Genomic DNA, 24,293 nt, shown 5'->3' with positions numbered 1-24,293 from the left:
TTTTTAGCTTAATATTATTTTAAAACCTTGAATTAAATAGGATTAAACTCCAGAACTTTCAACTCTTTATCCAATAAATCTACATAGTGATAATGCACTTTGTCTGATTTGTCGAAAGCGCCATTTTTATTAATGTCCTCAATCGTTCTAAAGTACAATCTGTTTTGTGAATCGATAATATTCCAATCGATTAGTTCTTGAAAGTCTGTCGAAAGTTTTTTGAAGTTACTTCCGCTGATATCACTTATGTACAAATCTTTGATGTCGTTACTGTCTAATTTTCCGTCTTTGTTAGAATCCATGTCTTCTAGAACGTAAACAAGAAAATGCTTTTTTGTTTTATCTGCAAATGTTTTTAAGTAGGTTACTCGTTCTATTAAAACTGGTTTATCGGTTAATACAGATAACGAATCTGATCCAACTTGTTGAAATTTGAAGTTACTCAAATAACCAGTAATTTCATATTCACTTGAATTAGAAACCACAAAACTCTCTCTTTCTGAACTTGAGTATTTCACTTTAGAACTTCCGTTAGAAACACTAAACTCGCCTATTGGAAACAATAAAACCGAAGTTCCTTCCATTTGAATTGGTAAATCCGAAACTAAAATTTTTGAAGTATCGATTTTTTGTTGTGATCGTTCTTTATTAGTTGCGTCGTAAATTACTTTAGGAGTTTTAGGTTCTTCTTTACAACTTACAAAAAGTAAAATTGATGAAAGAAATAAGTATGTTGAGAAATTTTTCATTCGTATAATTATTTATTCAAAAATAGTGAATATTTCTACAATTTCGCTGTGAGTTTCAAATTAAAAACGCGCGTTGTCATGTAGTTTGGAATTCCGTATTGATTTTTAGTATAAGCATCACGAACCCATGTATTTGTTATCGCATTTTGATTGTCAAATAAATTAAAAATTTCTAAACCAAGTGATAAATCCTGAAATCGTTTCATCCAATGTCCATCGGCTCTTTCATTATTTTTTTCTGTAAATACATAAGAAAATCCGACATCGGCACGACGATAATCTCTAAGACGACTTTGGTATTGATACACATCGGCATACGATGGCGAACCACCAGGCAAACCAGTATTGTAAACCAAATTCAGATATAATTTCACATTAGGAATGTTGGGCATGTAATCTTGAAATAGAATTCCAAATTTCAATCGTTGATCTGTTGGACGAGCAATATTTCCTCTACCATTTTGATTTTCTTCGGTTTTTAAATAGCCAAAACTAAACCATGATTCGGTTCCTTTTACGAATTCACCATTAATTCTAGCATCAAATCCGTAAGCATAAGCCGTTGCTTCATTATTAGCTCTATATCGAATTCTTACATTTTCTAATGTGTACGTATTTACATCATCCATTGTTTTGTAATAGGCTTCAGAAACTAATTTGAACTTTTTCTTATTATCGCCATCACCAAGGGTAAAATTATAATCATTTGAAAAAACAAAATGCACCGATTTCTGAGCTTTGACATTGGGTTGAACTGCTCCATTTAAATCACGAAGTTCTCTGTAAAATGGTGGTTGATAGTAAAATCCAGTTGAAAACCTAAATAACATATCGGTATTTTTCCAACTTGGTTTAAGTGCAAATTGTGCTCTTGGTGAAAATACGGTCTGACTTTTAGAATCATTTATATTATCTCCAGAAACCAACCAATTGTGCGCTCTTACCCCAAAATTAATATTCAATTGATTCGAACCTATATTCGTTTTAGTATTAAACTGTGCGAATCCCGAAAAACGATCAATCGTAACAAAATTGGTAGCGCGAACATCTTGAAAAGGCACAAGCGGACCAACATAAGGATTATAAGGTTGGTCATTTACAGGAATATCAATAATTGGCGGATTTATAGAAAAACCAGCCGAATCAATCACTTCCCATTCTACTATTCTATCGCGAATGTCTTCACGAGTATATTTTAAACCCCAATCTATTTGAAATTTTTTCTTAGCATTATGTGAACCTTTAATTTCAGCATTGATGATTAACGCATCTAAATCATTTCGTGCATGATTTAATTGCGAACCAATTGCGCGACTAAATGCTACATCACCAAAAGTTTCTGAGCCAATATTTGTATCCACTTCACCTAATGAATAAGCTGCATCAATATCATAGTATTCTTGTTCTTGTGTGTGATAGGTTGAAGCAATAAATTTATAAGTTGAATTTTCTGATGCTACATAAGTGGTTTTTAAAGCACCGAATAAAGTTTGATATTCATCATTCTCTTGTCCATCATAAAAGACGAGTAAAGCAATTGGATCACTTATTGTTCCAAAGTTAGTTTGACGCGTTAAAGGTTGATAGTTGTACTTATTTTGAGAGGCATTTCCTAAAAAGCTAAACTGCCATTTGTCAGACATATCGAAGTTGACATTCGTTTGAACATCAACAAATGTTGGTCTGTAATTGGTTTGTGTTTCTTGACTATTTACCAAAAGCGAATTGTCTCTATAACGAATTCCGGTAATTGCTGTCCATCTTTTATCTTTCGAAATTAAATCAACCGATGCGCTTCCGCCAAGGAAACTTGCTTCAAAAGTTGCTCCAAATTGCTTAGGAGTTCGATACGTAATATCTAAAACAGACGACATTTTATCTCCAAATTTTGCTTGAAAACCACCTGCAGAAAAATCGATATTCTGAACTAAATCTACATTTGTAAAACTCAACCCTTCTTGTTGACCTGAACGTACTAAAAACGGACGATACACTTCTACTTCGTTTACATAAACTAAGTTTTCATCATAATTTCCACCACGAACAGAATAAGCCGAACTCAATTCGGTATTTGAAGAAACACCTTGTAATGTTTTAATAACGCTTTCGATTCCGCCACTAAGATTTGGATTTTTTCTCACAACATCCGATGAAATACTTGTAATTCCTTCTACTCGTCTTCTATCGCTTGTAATTACAACTTCAGTAAGTTGTTCTTCAACACTCATTATAGGATTGTACTCTAAAATTTCGTATTGTTTTAATTGAAATGGCGCAGTTATACTTTTTAAAACAGAATGTGTGTAAACTAAAACTACTTTTTTGTTGGCTGGAATTTCAATTACATAAAATCCTTCTTTTGTAGTTATTGTCGAATTATTTTGATAACTCACCGTTACACCTTGAACAGGATTTTCATTAACGTCTACAACAACTCCGGTAACTTTGGCTGTTTGTGCAAAAGTGATGCAACTGAATAAAACGAAAATTAGGGATAAAAGGTTATTTTTTGTTTTCAATATTTATTTTTTTTGACTTCTATTAAATTGAGTTTCAAAGATAGTTGAATTTCCGACATTATCTGTTACAACAACTTTCAAATTATTGGCGCCATCAAGCAAAAATTCGTCTTTAAATACATGCGTTATTCGTTTAAGTTTTGATTCATATTCGAATAAAACCCATTTTCCGTTTAAATATCCGTTAAAGGTTTTTATACCAGACAAATCATCTGAAATAGTTAAATTTACACTTTTCTGATTTGTAATCCACTTACCTTCAATAGGTTTTGAAATACTTATTCTTGGCGCTGTTGTATCTTTTGCTAAAGTAAATTTTCCAAAACTTCTGGTTTTACAAGAAAACGTGTTTCCAACTAATTTTGTTGTAATGTAATACAATTTATTTCCACTAACCGAAGCAATAAACATTTTTTCTTTATCTTTTTCTGATGATTTTGTGTCTTCAATTGAGATAGTAAAATTAGAATGAACTGGAACAAGATCTTCGTGTAAAGTAAGAAAATTATTTGCTACATCAAAGTTCAAATAAAAATCTTCATAGAATGTTTTTTCAGGAAAATAAACCGATATATTTTCTTTTTCGAAATTGGCTTCACGATCATATTTAATAAAATAAGGTGTCTTTTTAACATCCGATGCCAAAGTTGTTTTTTGAACCGAATATTCGATAGGAATATTGATCACTGTTTTATTATTTTTAAAATCAGAAACTTCTAAACGGTTTATTTGATTCGAATTGACCGAAATATCTAAAATACCATCATTTATATGAGAAAATATATTACTTAGCGGATATGGGTTTTTAGAAAACAATTTTTGAACACGTTGATGCATTGTTTTGTATCGTTTGTAATCTATAAAATAATTAATGTAACGAGCTTCATCAAAAACCATTTCATCAAATTGATATCCGAAAATTGTTTTACCATTAGATAATAACTCGGTTCTGTAAGTTCCATTATTATTGTACGAAACATTATCAATATCGTGAGCACTTATTCCGAAGCCAATTTTTCCCATTGCCAATACTTTTTCAGATAAATAAGTACCGTCGGCTTGAAGGGATAAATTTAAACTTACAGGTCTTTGCGATTGATTGGCAACAGAATTTTCATCGATTGGATATACTAAAAGTGAAGAAACAATAGGTTTTTTGGAATCTGGAATTAATTTATCATAACCAAAAAACATCGGATTAATAATTTTTTCTGTGGCAGAATCTCTAAATTCAAAATGCAAGTGCGGACCTTCAGAACCACCTGTATTTCCTGAAAGAGCAATTATTTCTCCTTTCTTTACCAATAAATCGGTTGGTTTTAAAAATAATTCGACTTCGTAAGCTTGTTCTTTGTACTGCGTTTCTTTAATTTTTTCATCAATTACACCAATTGCATTTTGCAAATGACCATAAACCGAGGTAAAACCATTTGAGTGCGTGATGTAAATTGCTTTTCCATATCCTGAATTGGAGATTTTTATTCTGGAAACATAACCATCGGCAACCGCATAAACATTCAAACCTTCTTTTTGTTGTGTTTTAAAATCGAAACCTGCATGAAAATGATTGGGACGTAATTCACCAAAATTTCCTGACAATTGTAACGGTATATCTAATGGAGATCTAAAATAATCTGTTGGATATTTAGTTTGTGCACTTGCAAATACTGTAAAAAATAGAATAATACAAAAGTTCTTCATGGCTAAAATGGTTTTTGGCTAAAATATAAAAAAGTTCTTAAGTTCAAAAATAAATGTTAGAATCTTATATATAACTAACTATTAAACAAAATATTAGAAGTAAAGCAAAAAATAAATCAACTTTTTTACAAAAAATATTGCTTTAATAGATTAGGAATTATAAATTTGTATGATAAAGTAATGAATTGTGTCGTGAATGAGTGAGATTGTAGAAATAATTGATACTCTTGAAAGTAAAATCCAAAAGTTGTTTTTAAAAATCAACGAATTGGAACGGAAAAATCAAGCGTTGGAACAAGAATTAAAGGTTTCTGCTACAGAATTTCAAAATCAAAATACAGCAGTTGAAACGCTAAAAAAAGATTATGAAACGCTAAAAATGACGAATTCATTATTGGGCAGTGAAGATTATAAAAGAGATACGAAGCTAAAAATAAATTCATTAATTCGTGAAATTGATTACTGTATAGCGCAGCTTGCAGATTAAAACTATGGATGAAAAGCTTAAAATTAAAATATCAATTGCTGATCGAGTTTATCCGTTAACGGTAAATATGTCGCAAGAGGAAGCAATGAGAAGTGCTTCTAAGAAAATTGATGTAATGATTAAGCAATTTGAAGAAAACTATTCTGTAAGAGATAAGCAAGATGTTTTGGCAATGTGTGCCTTACAATTTGCATCACAACTAGAACAAAAAAATGTTTCAAACGCCATCGATGGTTCAGAATCAATTGAACGATTATCTAAATTAAATAGTTTGCTAGATGACTATCTCAACCAATAATATCACAATAAACACGTTCTTTTAAATAAGCTAAAAATACTGCCTACATTAGTTCATTTTTGGTAAACTCAACACTAACAAATTAAAATGAGTAAATCTTCGCTTCTATAGTAAGCCCATTAAGTTGGGAAACTTGAACAGTGAGTTAGCTCAAAACTTGTCCTTACGAGTTTATACAAGCAATTAATGTAGGTTTTTTTTATATATAAATTTTTTTAACAACCATGGACATATTATCTATAATTATCGGCGTGATAGTAGGACTTGCAGGAGGTTTTGCAGTAGCAAAAATGCTCGAAAAAAGCAATGTTTCTAATCTAATAAAGAACGCAAAAAAGGAAGCAACATCTATTTTAAAAGATGCAAACTTAGAAGCTGAAAACATCAAAAAAGACAAACTTTTACAAGCAAAGGAAAAGTTTTTAGAATTAAAATCAGAGCATGAAAAAGAAATTTTAGCCAAAGACAAAAGAATGGCTGAAGTTGAAAAAAGAATAAGAGATAAAGAATCTCAAGTTTCTAGCGAATTATCGAAAGCTAAAAAAGTAAACGATGATTATGAAGCAAAAACATTAGAATACAACGCCAAAATTGAAGTTCTTGACAAAAAGCATCAAGAAGTTGAAAAAATGCACAAAAGTCAAGTAGAACAATTGGAAGTAATTTCTGGTTTATCTGCTGAAGAAGCCAAAGAACAATTAGTAGAAAGTTTAAAAGCTGAAGCTAAAACTAAAGCGATGGCACACATTCAAGAAACTATTGAAGAAGCCAAACTTACTGCAGCACAAGAAGCTAAAAAAGTTATCATTTCAACAATACAACGTGTTGGAACGGAAGAAGCAGTAGAAAATTGCGTTTCTGTTTTCAACATAGAATCGGATGATGTAAAAGGTAGAATTATTGGTCGTGAAGGTAGAAACATTCGTGCTCTTGAAGCTGCAACTGGTGTAGAAATTATTGTTGACGATACTCCAGAAGCTATTATTTTATCATGTTTTGATCCTGTGAGAAGAGAAATCGCTCGTTTGTCATTACATAAATTAGTTACAGATGGTAGAATTCACCCAGCAAGAATTGAAGAAGTTGTTGCTAAAACTACCAAACAAATCGACGATGAAATTATCGAAGTTGGTAAACGTACCGTTATCGATTTAGGAATTCATGGTTTACATCCAGAGTTAATAAAAATTGTAGGCAGAATGAAATACCGTTCTTCTTATGGTCAGAATTTATTGCAACACTCAAGAGAAGTTTCCAAACTTTGTGGAATCATGGCTGCCGAACTTGGATTGAACGTAAAATTAGCTAAACGTGCTGGTTTACTTCATGATATCGGTAAAGTTCCAGATGCAGAAAGTGATTTGCCTCACGCATTATTAGGTATGCAATGGGCAGAAAAATTTGGCGAAAAAGAGGAAGTTTGCAATGCAATCGGAGCTCACCACGACGAGATTGAAATGAAATATTTAATTTCTCCAATTATCCAAGTTTGTGATGCTATCTCTGGAGCTAGACCTGGCGCACGTCGTCAAGTATTAGATTCATATATTCAACGTTTAAAAGATCTTGAAGAAATTGCATTTGGATTTAATGGAGTGAAAAGCGCCTATGCAATTCAAGCCGGTCGTGAACTGCGTGTTATTGTAGAGAGCGAAAAAGTTTCAGACGACATGGCATCTAATTTGTCATTTGAAATTTCACAAAAAATTCAAACAGAGATGACTTATCCAGGTCAAGTGAAGATTACTGTAATTAGAGAAACCCGTGCTGTAAATATTGCAAAATAAGTTTTTCAAACTCATAAATAAAAAAGCCGTCTAAAATTTTAGACGGCTTTTTATTTGCATGATTAACCAAAAAAAATACAACTATTACAAGAAATAAACCTTAAATGCAGTTCCTTCATTCACTTTACTTTCAACTTCAATCTTTCCTCCCATGGATTCAATTTGATTCTTAGTTATATGTAGTCCAATTCCCGTGGAATTCTCATTTGCATGAAACGTTTTATAAAGTCCAAAAATTTCATCCTTGTGTTTTTCTAAATCAATGCCAATGCCATTATCTTTCACAACTAAAACAGAATGGCCATCAATCAATTCTTTAGAATACTCAATAAACGCTATTTTATTTTTATCGGAATATTTAATAGCATTTGAGGTTAAGTTTAATAAAATACTTTCTAAGTAACTTTTATTAAAATTAACAATGAAATTTTCATCAATTTTATTTACAATAGTAATTTTGCTTTTATGAATATCATCTACTAAAATATTTAAAACTTTATCTAAATAGCAATTTACCCTAAGCCCTTCTCTATCAAAATCTTTCTTACCTTGTATTTTAACTAATTCTACAAGATTATCAATTGTTGACGTTAACTCATTAGAAACAGTATTAACATAAGAGAAAAACTCGTCATCATCAACCATATTAGATGCTCTTAATTGAACAAGTGAACTAATATTTCCAGATTGTGATTTAAGATTATGAGAAACTATATAAGCAAAATTGAGTAATTTATTTTTTTGATCATTAACTAATTTAAAAGTTTCTAAAAGTATTTGCTCCTTTTCTTTTTGATCTGTAATATCAGTGTGCGTACCAACAATTCTTATAGGATTTTCTTTTTCGTCTCTTGCTACTACCTTACCTCTATCTAGAATCCACTTGTACTTACCTTTGCATAAAACCCTATGACAAGTTTCATAATGATCTGATTTGCCTTCTAAATGCAATTGAATGTTTTTGAAGTAAAGTTCTTTGTCCTCTGGATGAACCAATTCATCCCAACTTTCTGGCCTTACAAAAAATGAAGATTCATTCACATCAATTTCTAATATCTTTAACGATTCAGGTGAATAAAACACTTCATTAGTTATCAAATTCCAATCCCAAACACCAATTTCTGATGCTTGAATTGCAAATTGACTTCTAATTTCGTTTACAACATAATCATCATTTTCATTTATTGAAAAATAATCAATTTCAGAACTCATACCTATTAAGTTAATTTAATTATTACAAATAAAACAATAATTTTAACTGATTGAAAAATAAATCTGTAGAATGAATTCTACATATGAAAACTTTAACATTAAGGTCTTATTATTTTCTAGGATGAAAGTTATTCATTATTTGACTAAGGTGTTTTCTATCAAGGTGTATATAAATCTCAGTTGTAGTAATTGATTCATGTCCTAACATTAATTGTATAGCACGTAAATCGGCACCATTCTCTAATAAATGTGTAGCAAAAGAATGACGAAAAGTATGCGGACTAATAGCTTTATTCAAACTAATTTTAACAGCCAAATCTTTAATAATTGTAAAAATCATAGCTCTTGTAAGTTGCCTTCCTCTTCGGTTTAGAAACAAAGTATCTTCATGCCCTTTTACAATTGAGAGGTGATTTCGAATTGCATTCCTATACAATAAAATATATTTTTGAGTAATCTCACTTATTGGTACAAATCGTTGTTTATTTCCTTTACCAGTAATTTTAATAAAACCTTCCTCAAAAAACAAATCAGAAATTTTAAGATTTATAAGTTCAGATACACGCAATCCACATCCGTATAACGTTTCGAGCATCGCTCTATTTCGTTCACCTTCGGGTTTCGACAAGTCTATTGCTGCGATTAAATTATCGATGTCATCAACAGATAATGTATCTGGTAATTTTCTCCCTAAACGCGGTGCTTCAATTAATTCCATCGGAGAATCTGTTCGGTAATCTTCAAAAATAAGATAAGAAAAAAAACTTTTTAATCCCGAAATAATACGCGCTTGAGAACGTGCATTCACCTCTTTGGAAACCGAATAAATAAACTGCTGAATTATTTCTTCGGATATTTTTAAAGGAGAATAATCTAAATTGTTTTCTTGCAAATAAAGGCACAATCGCTCAATATCGAAAGTATAATTATCAATGGTGTTCTTTGATAATCCTCTTTCAATTCTCATATAGGATTGATAACTTTTAATGTAAGAGTTCCAGTTCATGAAGACAAAAGTAGTGATTAGTAGGCATAAAAAAACCTCTCAAGCTAGAGAGGTTTATTGTGAAATAATGATTAGTTTTTGAATTTATAAGCCAATGAAAGTGCAAAAACACTATTTTTAACTTTCTCATCATCCGATTCACTTTCGGCAATATTAGTTAATCCAATATTATATCTAAAATTTGCACTAAGCTGTTTTGTAAAATTATAACCCAAACCAAATCCTAAACCTAAATCAATTTTTTTAAATATCTCGCTTGCGTCTTGTTCATCTGATCCAAAACCTTTTACTTCGGTTTTTAGTTTAGCAGAAGTTAAAAATCCAATTTGCGGACCTGCCTCAAAAAAAATTTTATTTTCAGAATACTTCATCATTAAAGGAATATTTAAATAGTGTAATTTAAAAGTATTTCTTGTATCATAAACTGTTGAACCTTCAATGAAAATTAATTGAAATTTTGCTCCTTGCATTGAATAAATCAACTCTGGTTGAAACGCCCATTTATCGTTAATTCCAATTTCTAAAAAGGCACCAATATTTAAATTTGGAACTGCTTTTGTGCTTGGTGCTTCTGTACCAGAAAAGTTTAGATTAGCAATATTTAAACCACCTTTAATACCAAATTGCACTTTACTAGATTTAGATTGACTTATTGTTTGTGCATTTGATAATACAAAAGTAAATACTGCCATTACTGACAAAACTAATTTTTTCATTTTGTTTAAATTTTAAAATTTGGGCAAATATATAAAAATATGAGATAATTCCTATTTATAAATAAAAAACCACGCAAATTGCGTGGTTTTAAATGTATAAGAGTTTCAGTTTATTAGAATCTATAACCCAAACCTACATTAAATGAATTAGTAGTAATTTTACCATCAAATTCTGTATCATTTAAATCTGCTAAACCTAAATTATATCTAGCATCAAAAAACAAACCTGAAGTTAATTCATAAGCAGCACCAAATCCTAAACCATAGTCAAAAGATTTTAAACTGTCTTTTACATCTTCTCCACCAGCAACAAATCCAAATTGTGGACCTGCTTGAATGTTGAAACCATCAGCTACATAATATTTAGCCATAACAGGTATTCTAATAAAATCTAACCCAGTTTCTTCGTTATCTGCACCTTCCATTGAGTATAACAACTCAGGTTGTACGTGGAATTTTTCTGAAATAGAAATATCAGCTAAACCTCCAATGTAGAAGTTTGAAGCTGCATCTGTTTCAGCATCTCCTCCAAAATTTGTGTTAGCGTAACCTGCTTTCACACCAAACTTAACTTCTTGAGCGTTTGCAAATCCGAAAGCGAATACTGCAGCAACTGTTAAAATAACTTTTTTCATGTTTTACTTTGTTTAAAATTAATAGAACAAATTTAAACGTATTACTTTTTGTGTTAAAGTTAGTGCTTTTGAGTTATCAACATAGTTATTAACATCGCATTATTCACAAGTACTTAACACAATAATAAAAAAGCAATTTCGTTAATAACTAAATGTATAATGTAATTTTACAATCTTAATCAAAAACTGAAATTTTATGAAAAAAGTAATTTTATTTGTTATTCTTTTAGGCTCAATTAGTTCCATGCAAGCTCAAATGCTAAAGTTTGGTTTAAAAGCCGGAATCAATTATGCCAACTATACGGGTTCTGATGCTAATACTGATGCCATAACTAATTTCCACGCTGGATTAGTTTCTGAAATCAAAATTTTTGAAAACTTCGCTTTGCAACCAGAACTTTATTATTCTACTCAAGGAGCAGAAATTGATAATTTAGGCGAACAATTTAAAAACGAATTGGGATACATATCGATTCCAGTTTTAGCAAAATTTTATCTTACCGATGATTTAAGTCTTGAAGTTGGCCCGCAAGCTTCCTTTTTATTAAGCGAACGAAATGAAGTTGATTCTAATGATTCTAATACATTTGACTTTGCTGTTGTCGGTGGTTTGAGCTATAAATTTGGCAAACACTTTTTCGTGCAAGGAAGATATGGACTTGGACTTACAGAAGCAAAACGTGATGCCGATGTAAAAAATAGTGTTATTCAAGCTTCAGTTGGATTTATGTTTTAACGAAAAAAATCATAATCTTTTGCAAAACCGCTTCTTTATTAGAGCGGTTTCTTTATTTTTACACAAATCTAAGGCATATGAAAGTACTAATTATCAATGGTCCTAACTTAAATCTTCTAGGAAAACGAGAACCAGAAATTTACGGAAGTGAAACATTTGAAGATTATTTTAAACAATTACAATCCAACTATCCATCTGTAGATTTACATTATTTTCAAAGTAATATTGAAGGTGAATTGATTTCTAAAATTCAAGAAGTTGGTTTTTCCTTTGACGCCATAATTTTAAATGCAGCAGCTTATACTCATACTTCTATAGGAATTGGCGATGCTGTTAAAGCAATTTCAACACCAGTTATTGAAGTTCATATTTCCAATACATTTTCTAGAGAATCTTTCAGACATCAATCGTATATTTCTCCAAATGCAAAAGGAGTAATTATTGGTTTTGGAATGAAAAGTTATGAATTGGCTTTGCAATCGGTTTTGTAAAACTTTTATTTAAAAAATAAATTCAAAAGCAGTGCAACCATTTAGCAATAATAATCGTCTATAAATTTAATACGATACTATAAAAACCAACCAAGTAAATTAATCCAATGAAAAAAAACTTTACGTTACTATTTCTTTTTATTGCTATTTCATCTTTTGCACAAATAAAAGGAACCATCACCGATTCTAAAGGAAATCCGATGGCTTTTGTTAACATCTATCTTCAAGACACTTACACAAGTACAACTTCCAACGAGCAAGGAAAGTATGAATTGAATGTAAAAACAACCGGAAAACACATAATTCTGTACCAATATTTAGGCTATAAAACCGAAAAGAAAATTGTAAATGCCGAGAAATTTCCACAAATAGTTGATGTTCAACTTACAGAGGAAGACATCCAATTGAATGATGTTGTGATTGATCCAAAGGCTAATCCAGCAAACGAAATCATAAGAAATGCAATTGCAAATCGTAAAGAAAACTCTTCAAAAACTGCTAAATATAATGCCGATTTTTACTCAAGAGGTATCTTTAGAGTAAAAAATCTTCCGAAGACAATTATGGGTCAGAAATTAGATTTTTTTGATGAAATAATCGATTCTACTCGAAGCGGAATTTTGTATTTATCAGAAACTGTATCGAAAATAACCTTTCAAAAACCAGACAAGTTAAAAGAAGTAATTGTAGCTTCAAAAGTTAGTGGAAATGATAACGGATTTAGTTTTAACAACGCTGCTCAAGCCAATTTTGACTTTTATGAAAACTACTTAGACTTTGATGTAAAAGTAATTTCACCAATTGCTGATGGCGCATTTAACTATTACAAATACAAATTTGATGGCTCGTTTGCCGATGAAAACAACAAAGTAATCAACAAAATTAAAGTTACACCAAAGCGCGATTCAGAACCAGCAATGGAAGGATATATTTATATTGTTGATGATACTTATGCTATTTATGCCGTTGATTTATCTATTAAAGGAAGTCAAATGCAAAATCCTGCACTGAACAAATTGACTTTAAAGCAAAGTTATAGTTTCAACAATAAAAATAAAATTTGGGCAAAAAACACACAAACTATAGATTTTGAAGCCGGAATGTTAGGTATTAATATCTCAGGAAACTTCACTTATGTCTATTCTAATTTTGAATTTAAAGAGCAATTCGAAAAGAAAACATTTACTGCAGAAGTTTTAAAATTTGAAGAAAACGCCAATAAAAAAGAAGATTCATTCTGGGAAACCATTCGTCCTGTGCCTTTAACAAACGAAGAAACTACCGATTATGCCAAGAAAGATGCCTTGCAAACCAAGAAAAAATCGCAAGTATATTTAGATTCTATCGATGGAAAACGAAATAAATTTGGTTTTTCTGATATTTTAATGGGTTATAGTTACAGAAATTCGTTCAAAAAATGGTCCATAAATTATGATGGTCCGTTACTTTCAACTTCTTTCAATACGGTTCAAGGTTGGAAAACACAAGTAGGATTATCGTTTGTAAAAAGAGATGAAGACAAACGAACTTACACAAGAATTGGTTCCCGATTTGACTACGGTTTCGCAGAAGAAAAACTTCGTGTAACTGGGGATTTTTATAGAAAATTTAATAATACCAACAACAGTCAATTATATGTAAATGGAGGAAGCAGCGTTTCTCAATTCAACGGAGGCAATCCAATTACAAATCTAGGAAATTCAATAAGCACACTTATTTTTAAAAATAACTTCATGAAAGTGTATGAAAAGAATTTTATTTCTGCCAATTTTGGAAGAGAAATAATCAACGGATTGAACCTAAATTTCAACTTAGAATATTCTGAAAGAAAACCACTTTGGAACAATACTGATTATGTTTTAATCAAAAATGATAAAGTTTACACTTCAAACAATCCTTTGTTACCTAATGATTATGTAACTCCAGCGATTGAAAAACACAATTTAGTTAAAGCAAATGTCAATGCGAGAATTAAATTTGGACAACAATATTGGACACGTCCTGATGGAAAATACAACATTGGCAATGAAAAATACCCAACATTAAACATTGGTTACGAAAAAGGATTGGCTGCAACAGACAAAAAATACGAATATGATTTAGTTTCAGCTCGAGTAACTTACGGTTTATCAATTGGAAATAAAGGCGATTTAGATTTGAATTTAAAAGCTGGAAAGTTTTTTAACGCCGAAAACATCTCATTTATAGATTACAAACATTTCAACGGAAACCAAACGCACATCAACAACGGTGGAAGTTACACCAATGTATTTAATAATTTACCGTATTATTCTTCAAGCACGAACGACAGTTATATTGAATTTCATGCCGAGCATAACGACAAAGGTTTTATCATGAATAAATTACCATTGTTGAAATATTTAAAATCGCAATTGGTTTTAGGATTTCACAATATGGCGGTTCCAGATAGAATTCCGTATCAAGAGTTTACTGCTGGTTTGGACAACTTAGGGTTTGGAAAACTTCGAATTTTTAGATTGGATTATGTTCGTTCTTACCAAAATGGATTTCAAGGAGATGCTATCGTTTTCGGAATAAAAATACTTGGTGGCGCTAATTAAAAGTTTTAAAATTACAAATAATAAAATCCAAATTCCAATAATTGTTAGTTATGGAGTTTGGATTTTTTTACTTATTTCAAATACTAAACTCTGTAATTTTTCGTTGTAATTTAATCAAAATCAATCCAATGAAAAAAATTATTTACATTCTACTAATCATAGTTTTTGCCTTTTTTGCATTAGCGTTAATTCCGATAAATACTTCTAAAGAAAATAGTATAGTAATTTCAGGAACTGTAAAATCACTATCCGAAGCTGGTATTAAAGATTTAGTTTTTGAATTAGAAAATGATAAAACTACTTATTACATCAATCGAGCACTAGAAAACGGATTTCAATTGGAAAAATCTAAAACCGAATTTATTGGGAAAAAAGTCACTTTGAATTATGCCAAAGGATGGACACCATTAGCACCATTTGGCACAACTTGCAAACACATTACTCAAATTTCTGTTGATGGCAAGGAAGTTTATACAGAATTCAAATAAAAAAAAATCATACCTTAGCTTTATCTAACCAATAAAACTAAACAAATGAATACAACAAATTCAAAACCAAGCGGTTCGTTTTGGGCAATTGCAATCATTGCTTTACTTTGGAATTTAATGGGTGTAAATCAATACATTCTAATGGCTTACAAATCTGAAAGTGTAAGAGCAGGATTATCGGCTGAAAAATTAGCTTTAATTGATGCCACTCCAGTTTGGTCAACAGCCGCTTTTGCTATTGCAGTTTTTGCTGGTGCACTGGGCTGTGTAGCATTACTTTTAAGAAAGAAAATCGCAAAATTTTTATTTACAACTTCATTTATTGGAATTGTATTTCAAAATATTGATGCTTTTATGAGATTTAAAGTTTCAGAATTTAATGGTGTTGAACTAACAATGACACTATTGATTCCTGTAATTGCATTGTTTTTAATATGGTATTCTAAAAAATGTATCTCTAAAGGTTGGTTAAAATAACCATCACAACAAAATCCAATTTTGTCTAAAAGTAAAGATGAGATTGGATTTTTTACTTAAAGAAAACATCATATCCAAAACGGATTAATGTTCCGACCACTACAATTAAAAAGAAGATTCTAATAAATCCATTTCCTTTTTTAATAGCCAATTTTGCTCCGATAAATCCACCAAGCGCATTACAAACCGCCATCGGAATTGCAATTGCCCAAATGATTTTACCTTTTAAAACGAATAAGCAAATCGAACCAAAATTTGTCGCAAGATTCACCATTTTAGCATTTGCGGAAGCATGAAGAAAATCGAAACCAAGAATGGCTACAAATCCTAAAACTAAAAAACTTCCTGTTCCCGGACCGATAAATCCGTCGTAAAAACCAATTAAAATACTAATAATTATGGCATACAAAAGTTGCCTTTTTGGAGTATGATTTTTGTCTTTACTTTGCCCGAAATCTTTTTTGGTAAACGTATAAATTGCAATTAAAACGAGTATAATTAATAGCAAAGGTTTCATAAAATCATTACTCACCGACGTTAAAAGTTGCGAGCCCATAAAAGCAGAGCAAAAAGAGATTACAGCCATTATAGAAAGTAACTTCCAGTTCATATCTACTTTTTTCAAATACTGTCGAGCTGCAAACGAAGTTCCACTAAATGCTGGGATTTTCAACGTACCAATAATAGATGAAACCGCAGCGTTAGGTAATAAAATCAGTGCTACCGGAGTTTGAATCAATCCGCCACCGCCAACAATAGCATCAACAAAACCAGCGAAGAAAGACGCAATGCAAAGAATAATAATTATGTAGGTTTCCATAGTTTTAATTAAAAAATCCCAATCTACAGCAGCAGATTGGGATTAGATTATTTATAAGGTATATACTCGTCTTTCCATTCTTTCCAAATAATTCCTGCAAATTTTCCGTCTGGTTTTACCCAAATTCTAACTTCGTTTAGGAATTCATTTCTTTCAAAATTAGCTTTATACCTATATATTTTTGTGTTAGAACCGAAACTATCGTCAATGATTTCGATAAGTTTCATATCGATAAATTTTCCATTTCTTTTATCAAGTACATCACATGCGTGTTGCATTTCTTCTAAAGAAAGTGTTGACAAACTCTCAGTTACTTCTTTTTTACTTAACTGAATGAATTTTCTAGTCTTACATGTTTCCACAATTCGTTTTCCAAAATCATAAACTCTTTGTCGTTCCGTAATCGAAACAGAATTTACAGGAACTCTTCGAAAATTTGTTTTACAGGAAAATAGAACTAATAAAAGGCATAAAGATAAAAACCTCATGAAATTATTCTCTTACAATGTTTGCACCAAGAGCTCTCAATCGTTCATCAATTCTTTCGTAACCTCTATCAATTTGCTCGATATTTTGAATCGTCGAAGTTCCTTTAGCAGAAAGCGCAGCAATTAATAATGAAATTCCGGCTCTAATATCTGGCGAACTCATCACTGTTGCTTTCAATTGCGATTGGAAATTATGTCCCATAACCACAGCTCTGTGTGGATCACATAACATAATTTTTGCTCCCATATCAATCAATTTATCCACGAAGAACAAACGGCTTTCAAACATTTTTTGGTGAATCAATACGTCACCATTGGCTTGCGTTGCAACTACCAAAACAATACTCAATAAATCAGGCGTAAATCCTGGCCATGGCGCATCGGCAATAGTTAGAATTGAACCATCAATATCGGTTTTTACTTCATAGTTTTCATGTGTTGGAATATAAATGTCGTCACCACGTCTTTCTAAAGTGATTCCTAATTTTCTAAACACACTTGGAATCACACCTAAGTTATCCCAAGACACATTTTTAATTGTGATTTCACTTCTTGTCATCGCCGCAAGACCAATCCAAGAACCAATTTCAATCATATCTGGAAGAATTCTGTGTTCGCATCCTCCAAGAGAATCAACTCCTTCAATTGTCAATAAATTAGAACCTACTCCGCTAATTTTAGCTCCCATAGAATTCAACATTTTACACAATTGTTGCAAGTAAGGCTCACAAGCTGCGTTGTAAATTGTAGTTGTTCCTTCGGCTAAAACGGCAGCCATAACAATATTTGCAGTTCCAGTTACTGACGCTTCGTCAAGCAACATGTATGCGCCTTTTAATTTTCCATCAACCTCAACACCATAAAAATGGTCTTCTCTTTCATAACGGAATTTTGCTCCAAGATTTATAAAACCTTCAAAGTGCGTATCTAATCTTCTTCTTCCGATTTTATCACCACCAGGTTTTGGAATATAACCACAACCAAAACGTGCCAAAAGCGGACCAACAATCATAATAGAACCTCTTAAACTTCCGCCTTCTTTCTTGAACGCTTCTGTTTTTAAGTAATCAACATTTACTTCATCAGCTTGAAAAGTATAATCGCCTGGACCATTTTTTTCAATTTTAACTCCTAAATTTCCTAGAAGTGTAATTAATTTATTGACATCAATAATATCAGGAATATTGGTAATTCTAACTTTTTCTGATGTTAACAAAGCAGGACATAATACTTGCAATGCCTCATTTTTAGCTCCTTGTGGTGTAACATCACCTTTTAGTCTAATGCCTCCTTCAATTTTAAAAACTCCCATATTTTTTTCTGTATAATGTAAAAATTGTATAGTGCATAATGTAATATCGATTTACAATTTACATTATAAAAATATACAAATTAAATTTTCGGATTATTGTTATTGTTATTTTTTACAAAAGGTTTTTTACCTGGAATTGGCTTTTTAAAACCTTGAATTTTTAAGTTTTTTTGCTGTGGCATTAATGATTTATTCGATACTTTTTTATTAGTTCTAATTAAATCATTTGTCGTTAAAAGCTCTTCTTGACTTTGAGTCAAATTGAATTTCCCATCCGAAAGTTCGTATAAATGTTCAAAGATTACTGCATCTGTAACAGTATCTTTATTCCAACTCAAATAAGATTTTTTCATGTGGTTGGCAATCACTTTTATCAACGCACTTTTCATCTCGCCTTCTTCCCATTTATCGGCAACTTCTATCATGTATTTGATATTATTACCATAAAAACGATACTTTGGATTCTTTTGCGGATAAGCTAAACGCTCTGGCTTTAAATTAATTACCTCACGAGTTGGAATTGGATAAGGTGAATCAACAACCAATTTGAAATCAGACATAATAAAAAGCTGATCCCACAATTTGTGCTGAAAATCCAAAACATCACGCAAGTGCGGATTCAAACTTCCCATCACCTGAATGATGTAGCGAGCGGCTTTATTTCGTTCTTCATCGTTTTCAATAACCGTAGCCTGATCAATCAGTTTTTGCAAATGACGACCATACTCTGGAATAATTAAATGCGGACGTTCGGCATTGTATTCTAAGTTAAATACAACATCGTTGGCATTCTCTTTTATATATTTTGGTACCATATTAAAACGAAATTATTCCTTCAATTGTAGAAACTTCAATGTATTTGGCAACTACATCTTCTGGCGAATTCATGTTTACATTTATAGAAACACTCGTGTATTTTCCAGTTTTAGATTTTGTAGTTTTTATAACCGCGCCCATATTATCAAAAGCATTTTCAACTTCTTCGATTTTTTTAGCTTCGGTAGGAACAATAAATTTATATAGGTATTCTGTCGGCCAAGCGGATGTATTGCTCAATTCCTCTTTTAGCCGAATGTAAAATTCTTCGGTCTTTTTATCCATTCTTCAAGTTAAAATAAACGCAAATATACATTTTTGAAATTACAATTTGTTTAGTTTTTAGTTTTTTTTAGGAGCGAATCGCTTGGGCATTTTTTGGATTCCATTTTCCTGCTGTCCATTATATCCCGAAGCTTCGGGATGCCATTCCCATCAGGGCTAGTTAGTAATTGCATCGAGTAGAAAATAAAATTCCAAAACACGTTCAATTATCAAATTAGTTTCAATAAATTTGCGCCTTTATTCGAAAAATTTTGGAAAAAGAAATTGTAGTTATCATCGGCGGACCAGGAACTGGAAAAACAACAATCATTGATGGATTAATTTCCAAAGGATATTGCTGTTATCCAGAGATTTCGCGCGAAGTAACCATGGAAGCCAAAATGCAAGGCATAGAACAATTATTTCTAGAAAAACCACTTCTTTTTAGCGAATTACTACTAGAAGGAAGAAAGAAACAATACGCCAACGCAATCCAAGAACCAACAAACATTGTCTTCATAGATCGTGGCATTCCTGATGTTTTAGCCTACATGCACTACATTGGCGATAGTTATCCGGCCTTTTTTGACCAAGCTTGTCGTGATCACATCTATACTAAAATTTTCATTCTTCCGCCTTGGGAAGAAATTTACGAAAGTGATGACGCGCGTTATGAAAACTTTGAACAAGCCAAATTAATTTACGGTCATCTTGTAGAAACCTACGAAAAATATGGCTACAACTTAATTGAAGTACCAAAAGGAACCGTTGACGAGCGCATTGACTACATTTTAGAAACCTTAAACTAAGTTTCTAATGACACGTCAAAAACTAGAAGAAACTTCAAAACTGGTTTTTGAAAAACTAGATTTAAAAATCTCAAATTTACTTATCGAAAACGAGAGTCACGATTATTTTGCCGCTCAATTTGAGCTCAATAACTTGAAAATAATTTTTCGTGAAGCCAAAATTACTCCAACTAAAATTGGTCAATTTGTAACCTTATGGAAACGAATTGAAGAAAAACCAATTCAACCTTTCTCCACATCAGACGATTTTGATTTTGTCATTATCAATACAAATACACCAAAAAACTCTGGACAATTTGTATTTTCAAAATCAATTTTAGAACAAAAAGGATACCTTCAAAATCAGTCTAAAAAAGGAAAATTAGGCTTTAGAGTTTATCCTTCTTGGGACAAAACATTGAATAAACAAGCACAACAAACTCAGAAATGGCAACTCAATTACTTTTTAGAAATTCCAATTGATTTGGCAAAAGCAAAGTCACTTTACTCAAAAAGTCTATAAAATCAATTATATTTCTTGTTTTTAGTACTTTTACAAAATATTCCTAATTTGTAATTCCTAATTTCGTAATTGAATACAATGTCTAAACCATTAGAAATCCTTCAAAAATATTGGAAACACGATGCGTTTAGAACTCCGCAAGAAGAAATAATTGCATCCGTTTTAGAAGGCAAAGATACTTTTGGTTTAATGCCAACTGGCGGCGGAAAATCAATTACTTTTCAAGTTCCAGCGATGATGATGGAAGGCATCTGTTTGGTTATTTCACCACTCGTTGCCTTGATGAAAGACCAAGTTAAAAATTTGCAAGATAAAGGTATCAAAGCCATCGCATTAACTGGCGGAATTTCATCAGATGAAATGATCGACTTGTTGGACAATTGCCAATTTGGAAATTTTAAATTCTTGTATCTTTCTCCAGAACGACTTCAAAACGATTGGATTTTAGAACGAATAAAAAATCTTCCTATAAATTTAATTGCTGTTGACGAAGCGCATTGTATTTCGCAATGGGGACACGATTTTAGACCAGCCTATTTAAAGATATCCAAACTTAAAGAATATTTTCCTAAAGTGCCTTTTTTGGCATTGACAGCATCAGCTACTAAAAGAGTGCAAGACGATATTATTGAGCAACTTCAGCTTAAAAATCCTTCACTATTCACCAAATCATTTGAAAGAGAAAATTTGGCTTATATGGTTTTTAATGTAGAAGACAAATTACGGTTGATGGAGCAGATTTTGAAAAAAAATCCACAACCATCAATTATATATGTCACGAATAGAAAAGCATGTTCGGAAACGGTTAAACAATTAGAATCACTCGGATTTTCGGCAACTTATTACCACGGCGGATTATCATCTAAAGAAAAAGACAACCATATGAAACTTTGGATGGATGAAAAAGTGCAAACAATGGTCGCCACAAACGCTTTCGGAATGGGAATTGACAAAGCCAATGTAAAAACGGTGATTCATTTACACATTCCTCCCAACCTAGAAAATTATTATCAAGAAGCTGGTCGTGCTGGCAGAAATGGAGAAAAAGCATTTGCAGTTTTACTCACAAATCCATCCGATGTAATTCATGTTGAAAGTCAGTTTTTAAGTGTTTTATCGGATAAAGAATTCTTAAATTTAGTTTTCAAAAAACTGTGCAACTATTTTCAAATCGCTTATGGTGAAGGAATTGACGAAAAATTTAGTTTCAACATCAATCAGTTTTGCACCAAATATGGATTTTCTGTTTTAAAAGTTTACAATGCTTTGCAATTTCTTGATCGACAAGGAATCATTAGTTTATCACAAGAATTTACAGAAAAAATTTCGTTACAATTTATCATTCCGTCTAAAGAAGTAATTCGGTATATGAGTTTGAATCCGCAAGATGAAGAAGTTGTTTTAACCATTTTACGGACCAATCCTGGCGTTTACGAATCGCAATCGGTTATCAACATTTCGTTGATTGCAAAAAAATCCAATTCAGAGGAAAATAAAGTATTGGCAATTCTTCATAAACTTCATGAGAAACAAGTTATAGAATTACACGCAAAAAATAACGATGCAACTATTACTTTTAACGAAGTTCGAGAAGATGAACGAACTATAAATAGAGTTGCAAAATACCTTGAGGCACAAAACAAACTCAAAACCGAGCAATTAAAATCGGTGCTTCATTATATAAAAGAAGATAAAATATGCAAGAATAAATTGCTTTTAAGTTATTTTGGAGAGACAATTTCTAAAGAATGTGGTGTGTGCTCTTATTGTATTTCGAAAAGAAAATTAAAAATTGATACGACAATCGTTCAAGAAAAAATCATCGGATTATTAAAAATTCAAGAAATGGATTCTAGAGAAATTCAAAAGTTGACAAAATATCCCAAAGACGACGTTATCTTTGCACTTCAAAATTTATTAGAAAACGATTCGATAATCGTACAAACAAACAATACCTATTCAATAAAAACACTGAAATAATTTGGCATCAATGGAAAAATTAAGAATCGTTTTTATGGGAACACCAGAATTTGCTGTAGGCATATTGGATACCATTTTAAAACAGAACTACGAAGTTGTAGGTGTTATCACTGCTGCCGACAAACCTGCAGGTCGTGGACAAAAAATAAAATATTCGGCTGTAAAAGAATATGCATTAGAACATAATTTAAATTTGCTGCAACCAACGAATTTAAAAGACGAAAGCTTCATATCAGAATTAAAAAGTTTGAATGCGAATTTACAAGTTGTTGTTGCTTTTAGAATGTTACCCGAAGTAGTTTGGAAAATGCCACAATTGGGAACTTTTAATCTTCATGCTTCACTCCTACCTAATTACCGTGGCGCTGCGCCAATAAACTGGGCAATCATAAATGGAGAGACCAAAACTGGTGTTACTACATTCTTTATTGATGATAAAATTGATACTGGCGCGATGATATTGAGTAAAGAAACTCCTATTTCTGCAACAGAAAATGCTGGCGAATTGCACGATAGATTAATGCATTTAGGATGCGAGGCCGTAGTTGAAACTTTATCGTTGATTGAAAAAGGAGAAGTTACAACCACGATTCAAACTGATTCATCAGAAATAAAAACAGCTTATAAATTAAACAAGGAAAATTGTAAGGTTGATTTTAGTAAATCGGCAACTGAAATTTATAACTTAATTAGAGGATTATCACCATATCCAAATGCTTGGTGTATTATTAAAGATGGCGAAAACGAATGGAATATAAAAGTTTATGAGGCAAATTTAGTTTTAGAATCACATGATTATAAAGTTGGAAGCATCATTACAACTAAAAAAGAGATGAAAATTGCATTAGAAGATTCATTTTTAGAATTAAAGAGTATTCAGTTTCCAGGGAAAAAGAGAATGACAACATCGGAATTATTGAACGGAATGACTTTTTCTGCTGATGCAAAAGCATTGTAAACCTCTGTATTCATTGATTTAACCAAGTATTACCGATTAAACGCATACTTTTATTAACAAAAGGCGTGAGTTATCAACAAATTGATTAAAAAACGCTTCAAGCGCTTGTGTAGTCTGTATTTTCTTTTAAATTTGTTATATTAACAACAATGTTTAACCAACAATTAATAACTATTATTATGAACAAATCAGAATTAATCGATGCTATTGCTGCTGACGCAGGAATCACAAAAGCAGCTGCAAAATTAGCTTTAGAATCATTTTTAGGAAACGTAGGTTCTACTTTGAAAAAAGGTGGAAGAGTTTCATTAGTAGGTTTCGGATCATGGTCAGTATCTAACAGAGCTGCAAGAGACGGAAGAAATCCACAAACTGGAAAAACTATCAAAATCGCTGCTAAAAATGTAGTAAAATTTAAAGCTGGAGCAGACTTAGAAGGTTCTGTAAACTAAATCTAGTT

25 protein-coding genes are annotated in these 24,293 nt (G+C 31.5%); 13 read left to right on the top strand and 12 right to left on the bottom strand.

The genetic code is table 11. From position 1 onward, the window contains the following. Positions 1-32: 32 nt before the first annotated feature. Genes LG45_RS02335 through LG45_RS02325 form a run of 3 tightly spaced genes read right to left on the bottom strand, consistent with a single transcriptional unit; the run spans position 33 to position 4,969 of the window. Complete coding sequence (locus LG45_RS02335; protein WP_035124007.1) at positions 33-749, bottom strand: CREC-EF hand family protein; 717 nt, start codon at positions 747-749, stop codon at positions 33-35. Positions 750-784: 35 nt separating this feature from the next. Beyond that, complete coding sequence (locus LG45_RS02330; RefSeq protein ID WP_052087455.1) at positions 785-3,268, bottom strand: TonB-dependent receptor plug domain-containing protein; 2,484 nt, start codon at positions 3,266-3,268, stop codon at positions 785-787. 3 nt (positions 3,269-3,271) lie between these two features. Further along, positions 3,272-4,969, bottom strand: a complete 1,698-nt coding sequence (locus LG45_RS02325) for a M23 family metallopeptidase (RefSeq protein WP_035124005.1) — start codon at positions 4,967-4,969, stop codon at positions 3,272-3,274. Positions 4,970-5,165: 196 nt separating this feature from the next. Between LG45_RS02325 and LG45_RS02320 the strand changes: the two genes are divergently transcribed. The 3 genes from LG45_RS02320 to rny all read left to right on the top strand — a co-directional run bounded on the left by LG45_RS02320 (position 5,166) and on the right by rny (position 7,541). After that, the gene (locus LG45_RS02320; RefSeq protein WP_035124003.1) at positions 5,166-5,456 is read left to right on the top strand and encodes a hypothetical protein; all 291 of its coding nucleotides are present in this window, start codon (positions 5,166-5,168) and stop codon (positions 5,454-5,456) included. A 4-nt stretch (positions 5,457-5,460) separates the two neighbouring features. Continuing rightward, entirely contained in the window at positions 5,461-5,754 is a 294-nt protein-coding gene (locus tag LG45_RS02315; RefSeq protein ID WP_035124001.1) for a cell division protein ZapA, read from the top strand. A 224-nt stretch (positions 5,755-5,978) separates the two neighbouring features. Continuing rightward, entirely contained in the window at positions 5,979-7,541 is a 1,563-nt protein-coding gene (gene rny / locus LG45_RS02310) for a ribonuclease Y (RefSeq protein ID WP_035123999.1), read from the top strand. A gap of 84 nt (positions 7,542-7,625) precedes the next feature. Here rny and LG45_RS02305 read toward each other — a convergent pair whose 3' ends face one another. From LG45_RS02305 to LG45_RS02290, 4 genes are all read right to left on the bottom strand, one after another. After that, complete coding sequence (locus tag LG45_RS02305; RefSeq protein ID WP_052087454.1) at positions 7,626-8,753, bottom strand: sensor histidine kinase; 1,128 nt, start codon at positions 8,751-8,753, stop codon at positions 7,626-7,628. 109 nt (positions 8,754-8,862) lie between these two features. Further along, positions 8,863-9,759 carry a site-specific tyrosine recombinase XerD gene (gene xerD / locus LG45_RS02300; RefSeq protein WP_035123997.1) on the bottom strand — a complete coding sequence of 299 codons (897 nt, stop codon included), beginning with the start codon at positions 9,757-9,759 and terminating at the stop codon, positions 8,863-8,865. Between the two features lie 71 nt (positions 9,760-9,830). After that, positions 9,831-10,475, bottom strand: coding sequence for a porin family protein (locus LG45_RS02295; RefSeq protein ID WP_035123995.1), 645 nt, complete (start codon positions 10,473-10,475; stop codon positions 9,831-9,833). A 113-nt stretch (positions 10,476-10,588) separates the two neighbouring features. Then, positions 10,589-11,110, bottom strand: coding sequence for a porin family protein (locus LG45_RS02290; RefSeq protein ID WP_035123993.1), 522 nt, complete (start codon positions 11,108-11,110; stop codon positions 10,589-10,591). Between the two features lie 196 nt (positions 11,111-11,306). Here LG45_RS02290 and LG45_RS02285 point away from each other — a divergent pair, with 196 nt between their 5' ends. The 5 genes from LG45_RS02285 to LG45_RS02265 all read left to right on the top strand — a co-directional run bounded on the left by LG45_RS02285 (position 11,307) and on the right by LG45_RS02265 (position 15,884). Then, entirely contained in the window at positions 11,307-11,846 is a 540-nt protein-coding gene (locus LG45_RS02285; protein ID WP_035123991.1) for a porin family protein, read from the top strand. Between the two features lie 77 nt (positions 11,847-11,923). After that, positions 11,924-12,337, top strand: a complete 414-nt coding sequence (aroQ, locus tag LG45_RS02280) for a type II 3-dehydroquinate dehydratase (RefSeq protein WP_035123989.1) — start codon at positions 11,924-11,926, stop codon at positions 12,335-12,337. A gap of 107 nt (positions 12,338-12,444) precedes the next feature. Continuing rightward, positions 12,445-14,919 (top strand): DUF5686 and carboxypeptidase regulatory-like domain-containing protein, encoded by a 2,475-nt coding sequence (locus LG45_RS02275; RefSeq protein ID WP_035123987.1) that lies wholly within the window; start codon positions 12,445-12,447, stop codon positions 14,917-14,919. Between the two features lie 128 nt (positions 14,920-15,047). After that, positions 15,048-15,407: a hypothetical protein gene (locus LG45_RS02270; protein WP_131494632.1), complete on the top strand. Its 360-nt coding sequence runs from the start codon at positions 15,048-15,050 to the stop codon at positions 15,405-15,407. A gap of 45 nt (positions 15,408-15,452) precedes the next feature. Beyond that, the gene (locus LG45_RS02265) at positions 15,453-15,884 is read left to right on the top strand and encodes a hypothetical protein (RefSeq protein WP_035123983.1); all 432 of its coding nucleotides are present in this window, start codon (positions 15,453-15,455) and stop codon (positions 15,882-15,884) included. Positions 15,885-15,936: 52 nt separating this feature from the next. Here the strand turns inward: LG45_RS02265 and LG45_RS02260 are convergent, their stop codons facing one another. The 5 genes from LG45_RS02260 to LG45_RS02240 all read right to left on the bottom strand — a co-directional run bounded on the left by LG45_RS02260 (position 15,937) and on the right by LG45_RS02240 (position 19,605). Continuing rightward, entirely contained in the window at positions 15,937-16,704 is a 768-nt protein-coding gene (locus LG45_RS02260; RefSeq protein WP_035123981.1) for a sulfite exporter TauE/SafE family protein, read from the bottom strand. Between the two features lie 47 nt (positions 16,705-16,751). Further along, positions 16,752-17,192, bottom strand: coding sequence for a hypothetical protein (locus LG45_RS02255; protein WP_035123979.1), 441 nt, complete (start codon positions 17,190-17,192; stop codon positions 16,752-16,754). Between the two features lie 4 nt (positions 17,193-17,196). After that, positions 17,197-18,504: a UDP-N-acetylglucosamine 1-carboxyvinyltransferase gene (gene murA / locus LG45_RS02250; RefSeq protein ID WP_035123977.1), complete on the bottom strand. Its 1,308-nt coding sequence runs from the start codon at positions 18,502-18,504 to the stop codon at positions 17,197-17,199. An 80-nt stretch (positions 18,505-18,584) separates the two neighbouring features. After that, positions 18,585-19,319 (bottom strand): DUF4290 domain-containing protein, encoded by a 735-nt coding sequence (locus tag LG45_RS02245; protein ID WP_035123975.1) that lies wholly within the window; start codon positions 19,317-19,319, stop codon positions 18,585-18,587. A gap of 1 nt (position 19,320) precedes the next feature. Next, positions 19,321-19,605 carry a DUF493 family protein gene (locus LG45_RS02240; RefSeq protein WP_035123973.1) on the bottom strand — a complete coding sequence of 95 codons (285 nt, stop codon included), beginning with the start codon at positions 19,603-19,605 and terminating at the stop codon, positions 19,321-19,323. Between the two features lie 251 nt (positions 19,606-19,856). On the opposite strand from LG45_RS02240, the gene LG45_RS02235 reads away from it, so the two are divergent. The 5 genes from LG45_RS02235 to LG45_RS02215 all read left to right on the top strand — a co-directional run bounded on the left by LG45_RS02235 (position 19,857) and on the right by LG45_RS02215 (position 24,285). Beyond that, positions 19,857-20,393 (top strand): AAA family ATPase, encoded by a 537-nt coding sequence (locus LG45_RS02235; RefSeq protein WP_035123972.1) that lies wholly within the window; start codon positions 19,857-19,859, stop codon positions 20,391-20,393. 7 nt (positions 20,394-20,400) lie between these two features. Next, the gene (locus LG45_RS02230) at positions 20,401-20,895 is read left to right on the top strand and encodes a MepB family protein (protein WP_035123970.1); all 495 of its coding nucleotides are present in this window, start codon (positions 20,401-20,403) and stop codon (positions 20,893-20,895) included. Between the two features lie 78 nt (positions 20,896-20,973). Further along, positions 20,974-22,875, top strand: a complete 1,902-nt coding sequence (locus LG45_RS02225) for a RecQ family ATP-dependent DNA helicase (protein WP_035123968.1) — start codon at positions 20,974-20,976, stop codon at positions 22,873-22,875. 10 nt (positions 22,876-22,885) lie between these two features. Further along, positions 22,886-23,833: a methionyl-tRNA formyltransferase gene (fmt, locus tag LG45_RS02220; protein WP_035123966.1), complete on the top strand. Its 948-nt coding sequence runs from the start codon at positions 22,886-22,888 to the stop codon at positions 23,831-23,833. 179 nt (positions 23,834-24,012) lie between these two features. Next, positions 24,013-24,285: an HU family DNA-binding protein gene (locus LG45_RS02215; RefSeq protein ID WP_035124278.1), complete on the top strand. Its 273-nt coding sequence runs from the start codon at positions 24,013-24,015 to the stop codon at positions 24,283-24,285. Positions 24,286-24,293: the final 8 nt, after the last annotated feature.

This window comes from Flavobacterium aquatile LMG 4008 = ATCC 11947, from assembly GCF_000757385.1.
GTDB lineage: Bacteria > Bacteroidota > Bacteroidia > Flavobacteriales > Flavobacteriaceae > Flavobacterium > Flavobacterium aquatile.
The sequence above is the reverse complement of the archived record's forward strand: the minus strand, read 5'-3'. Positions and strand labels throughout refer to the sequence as shown.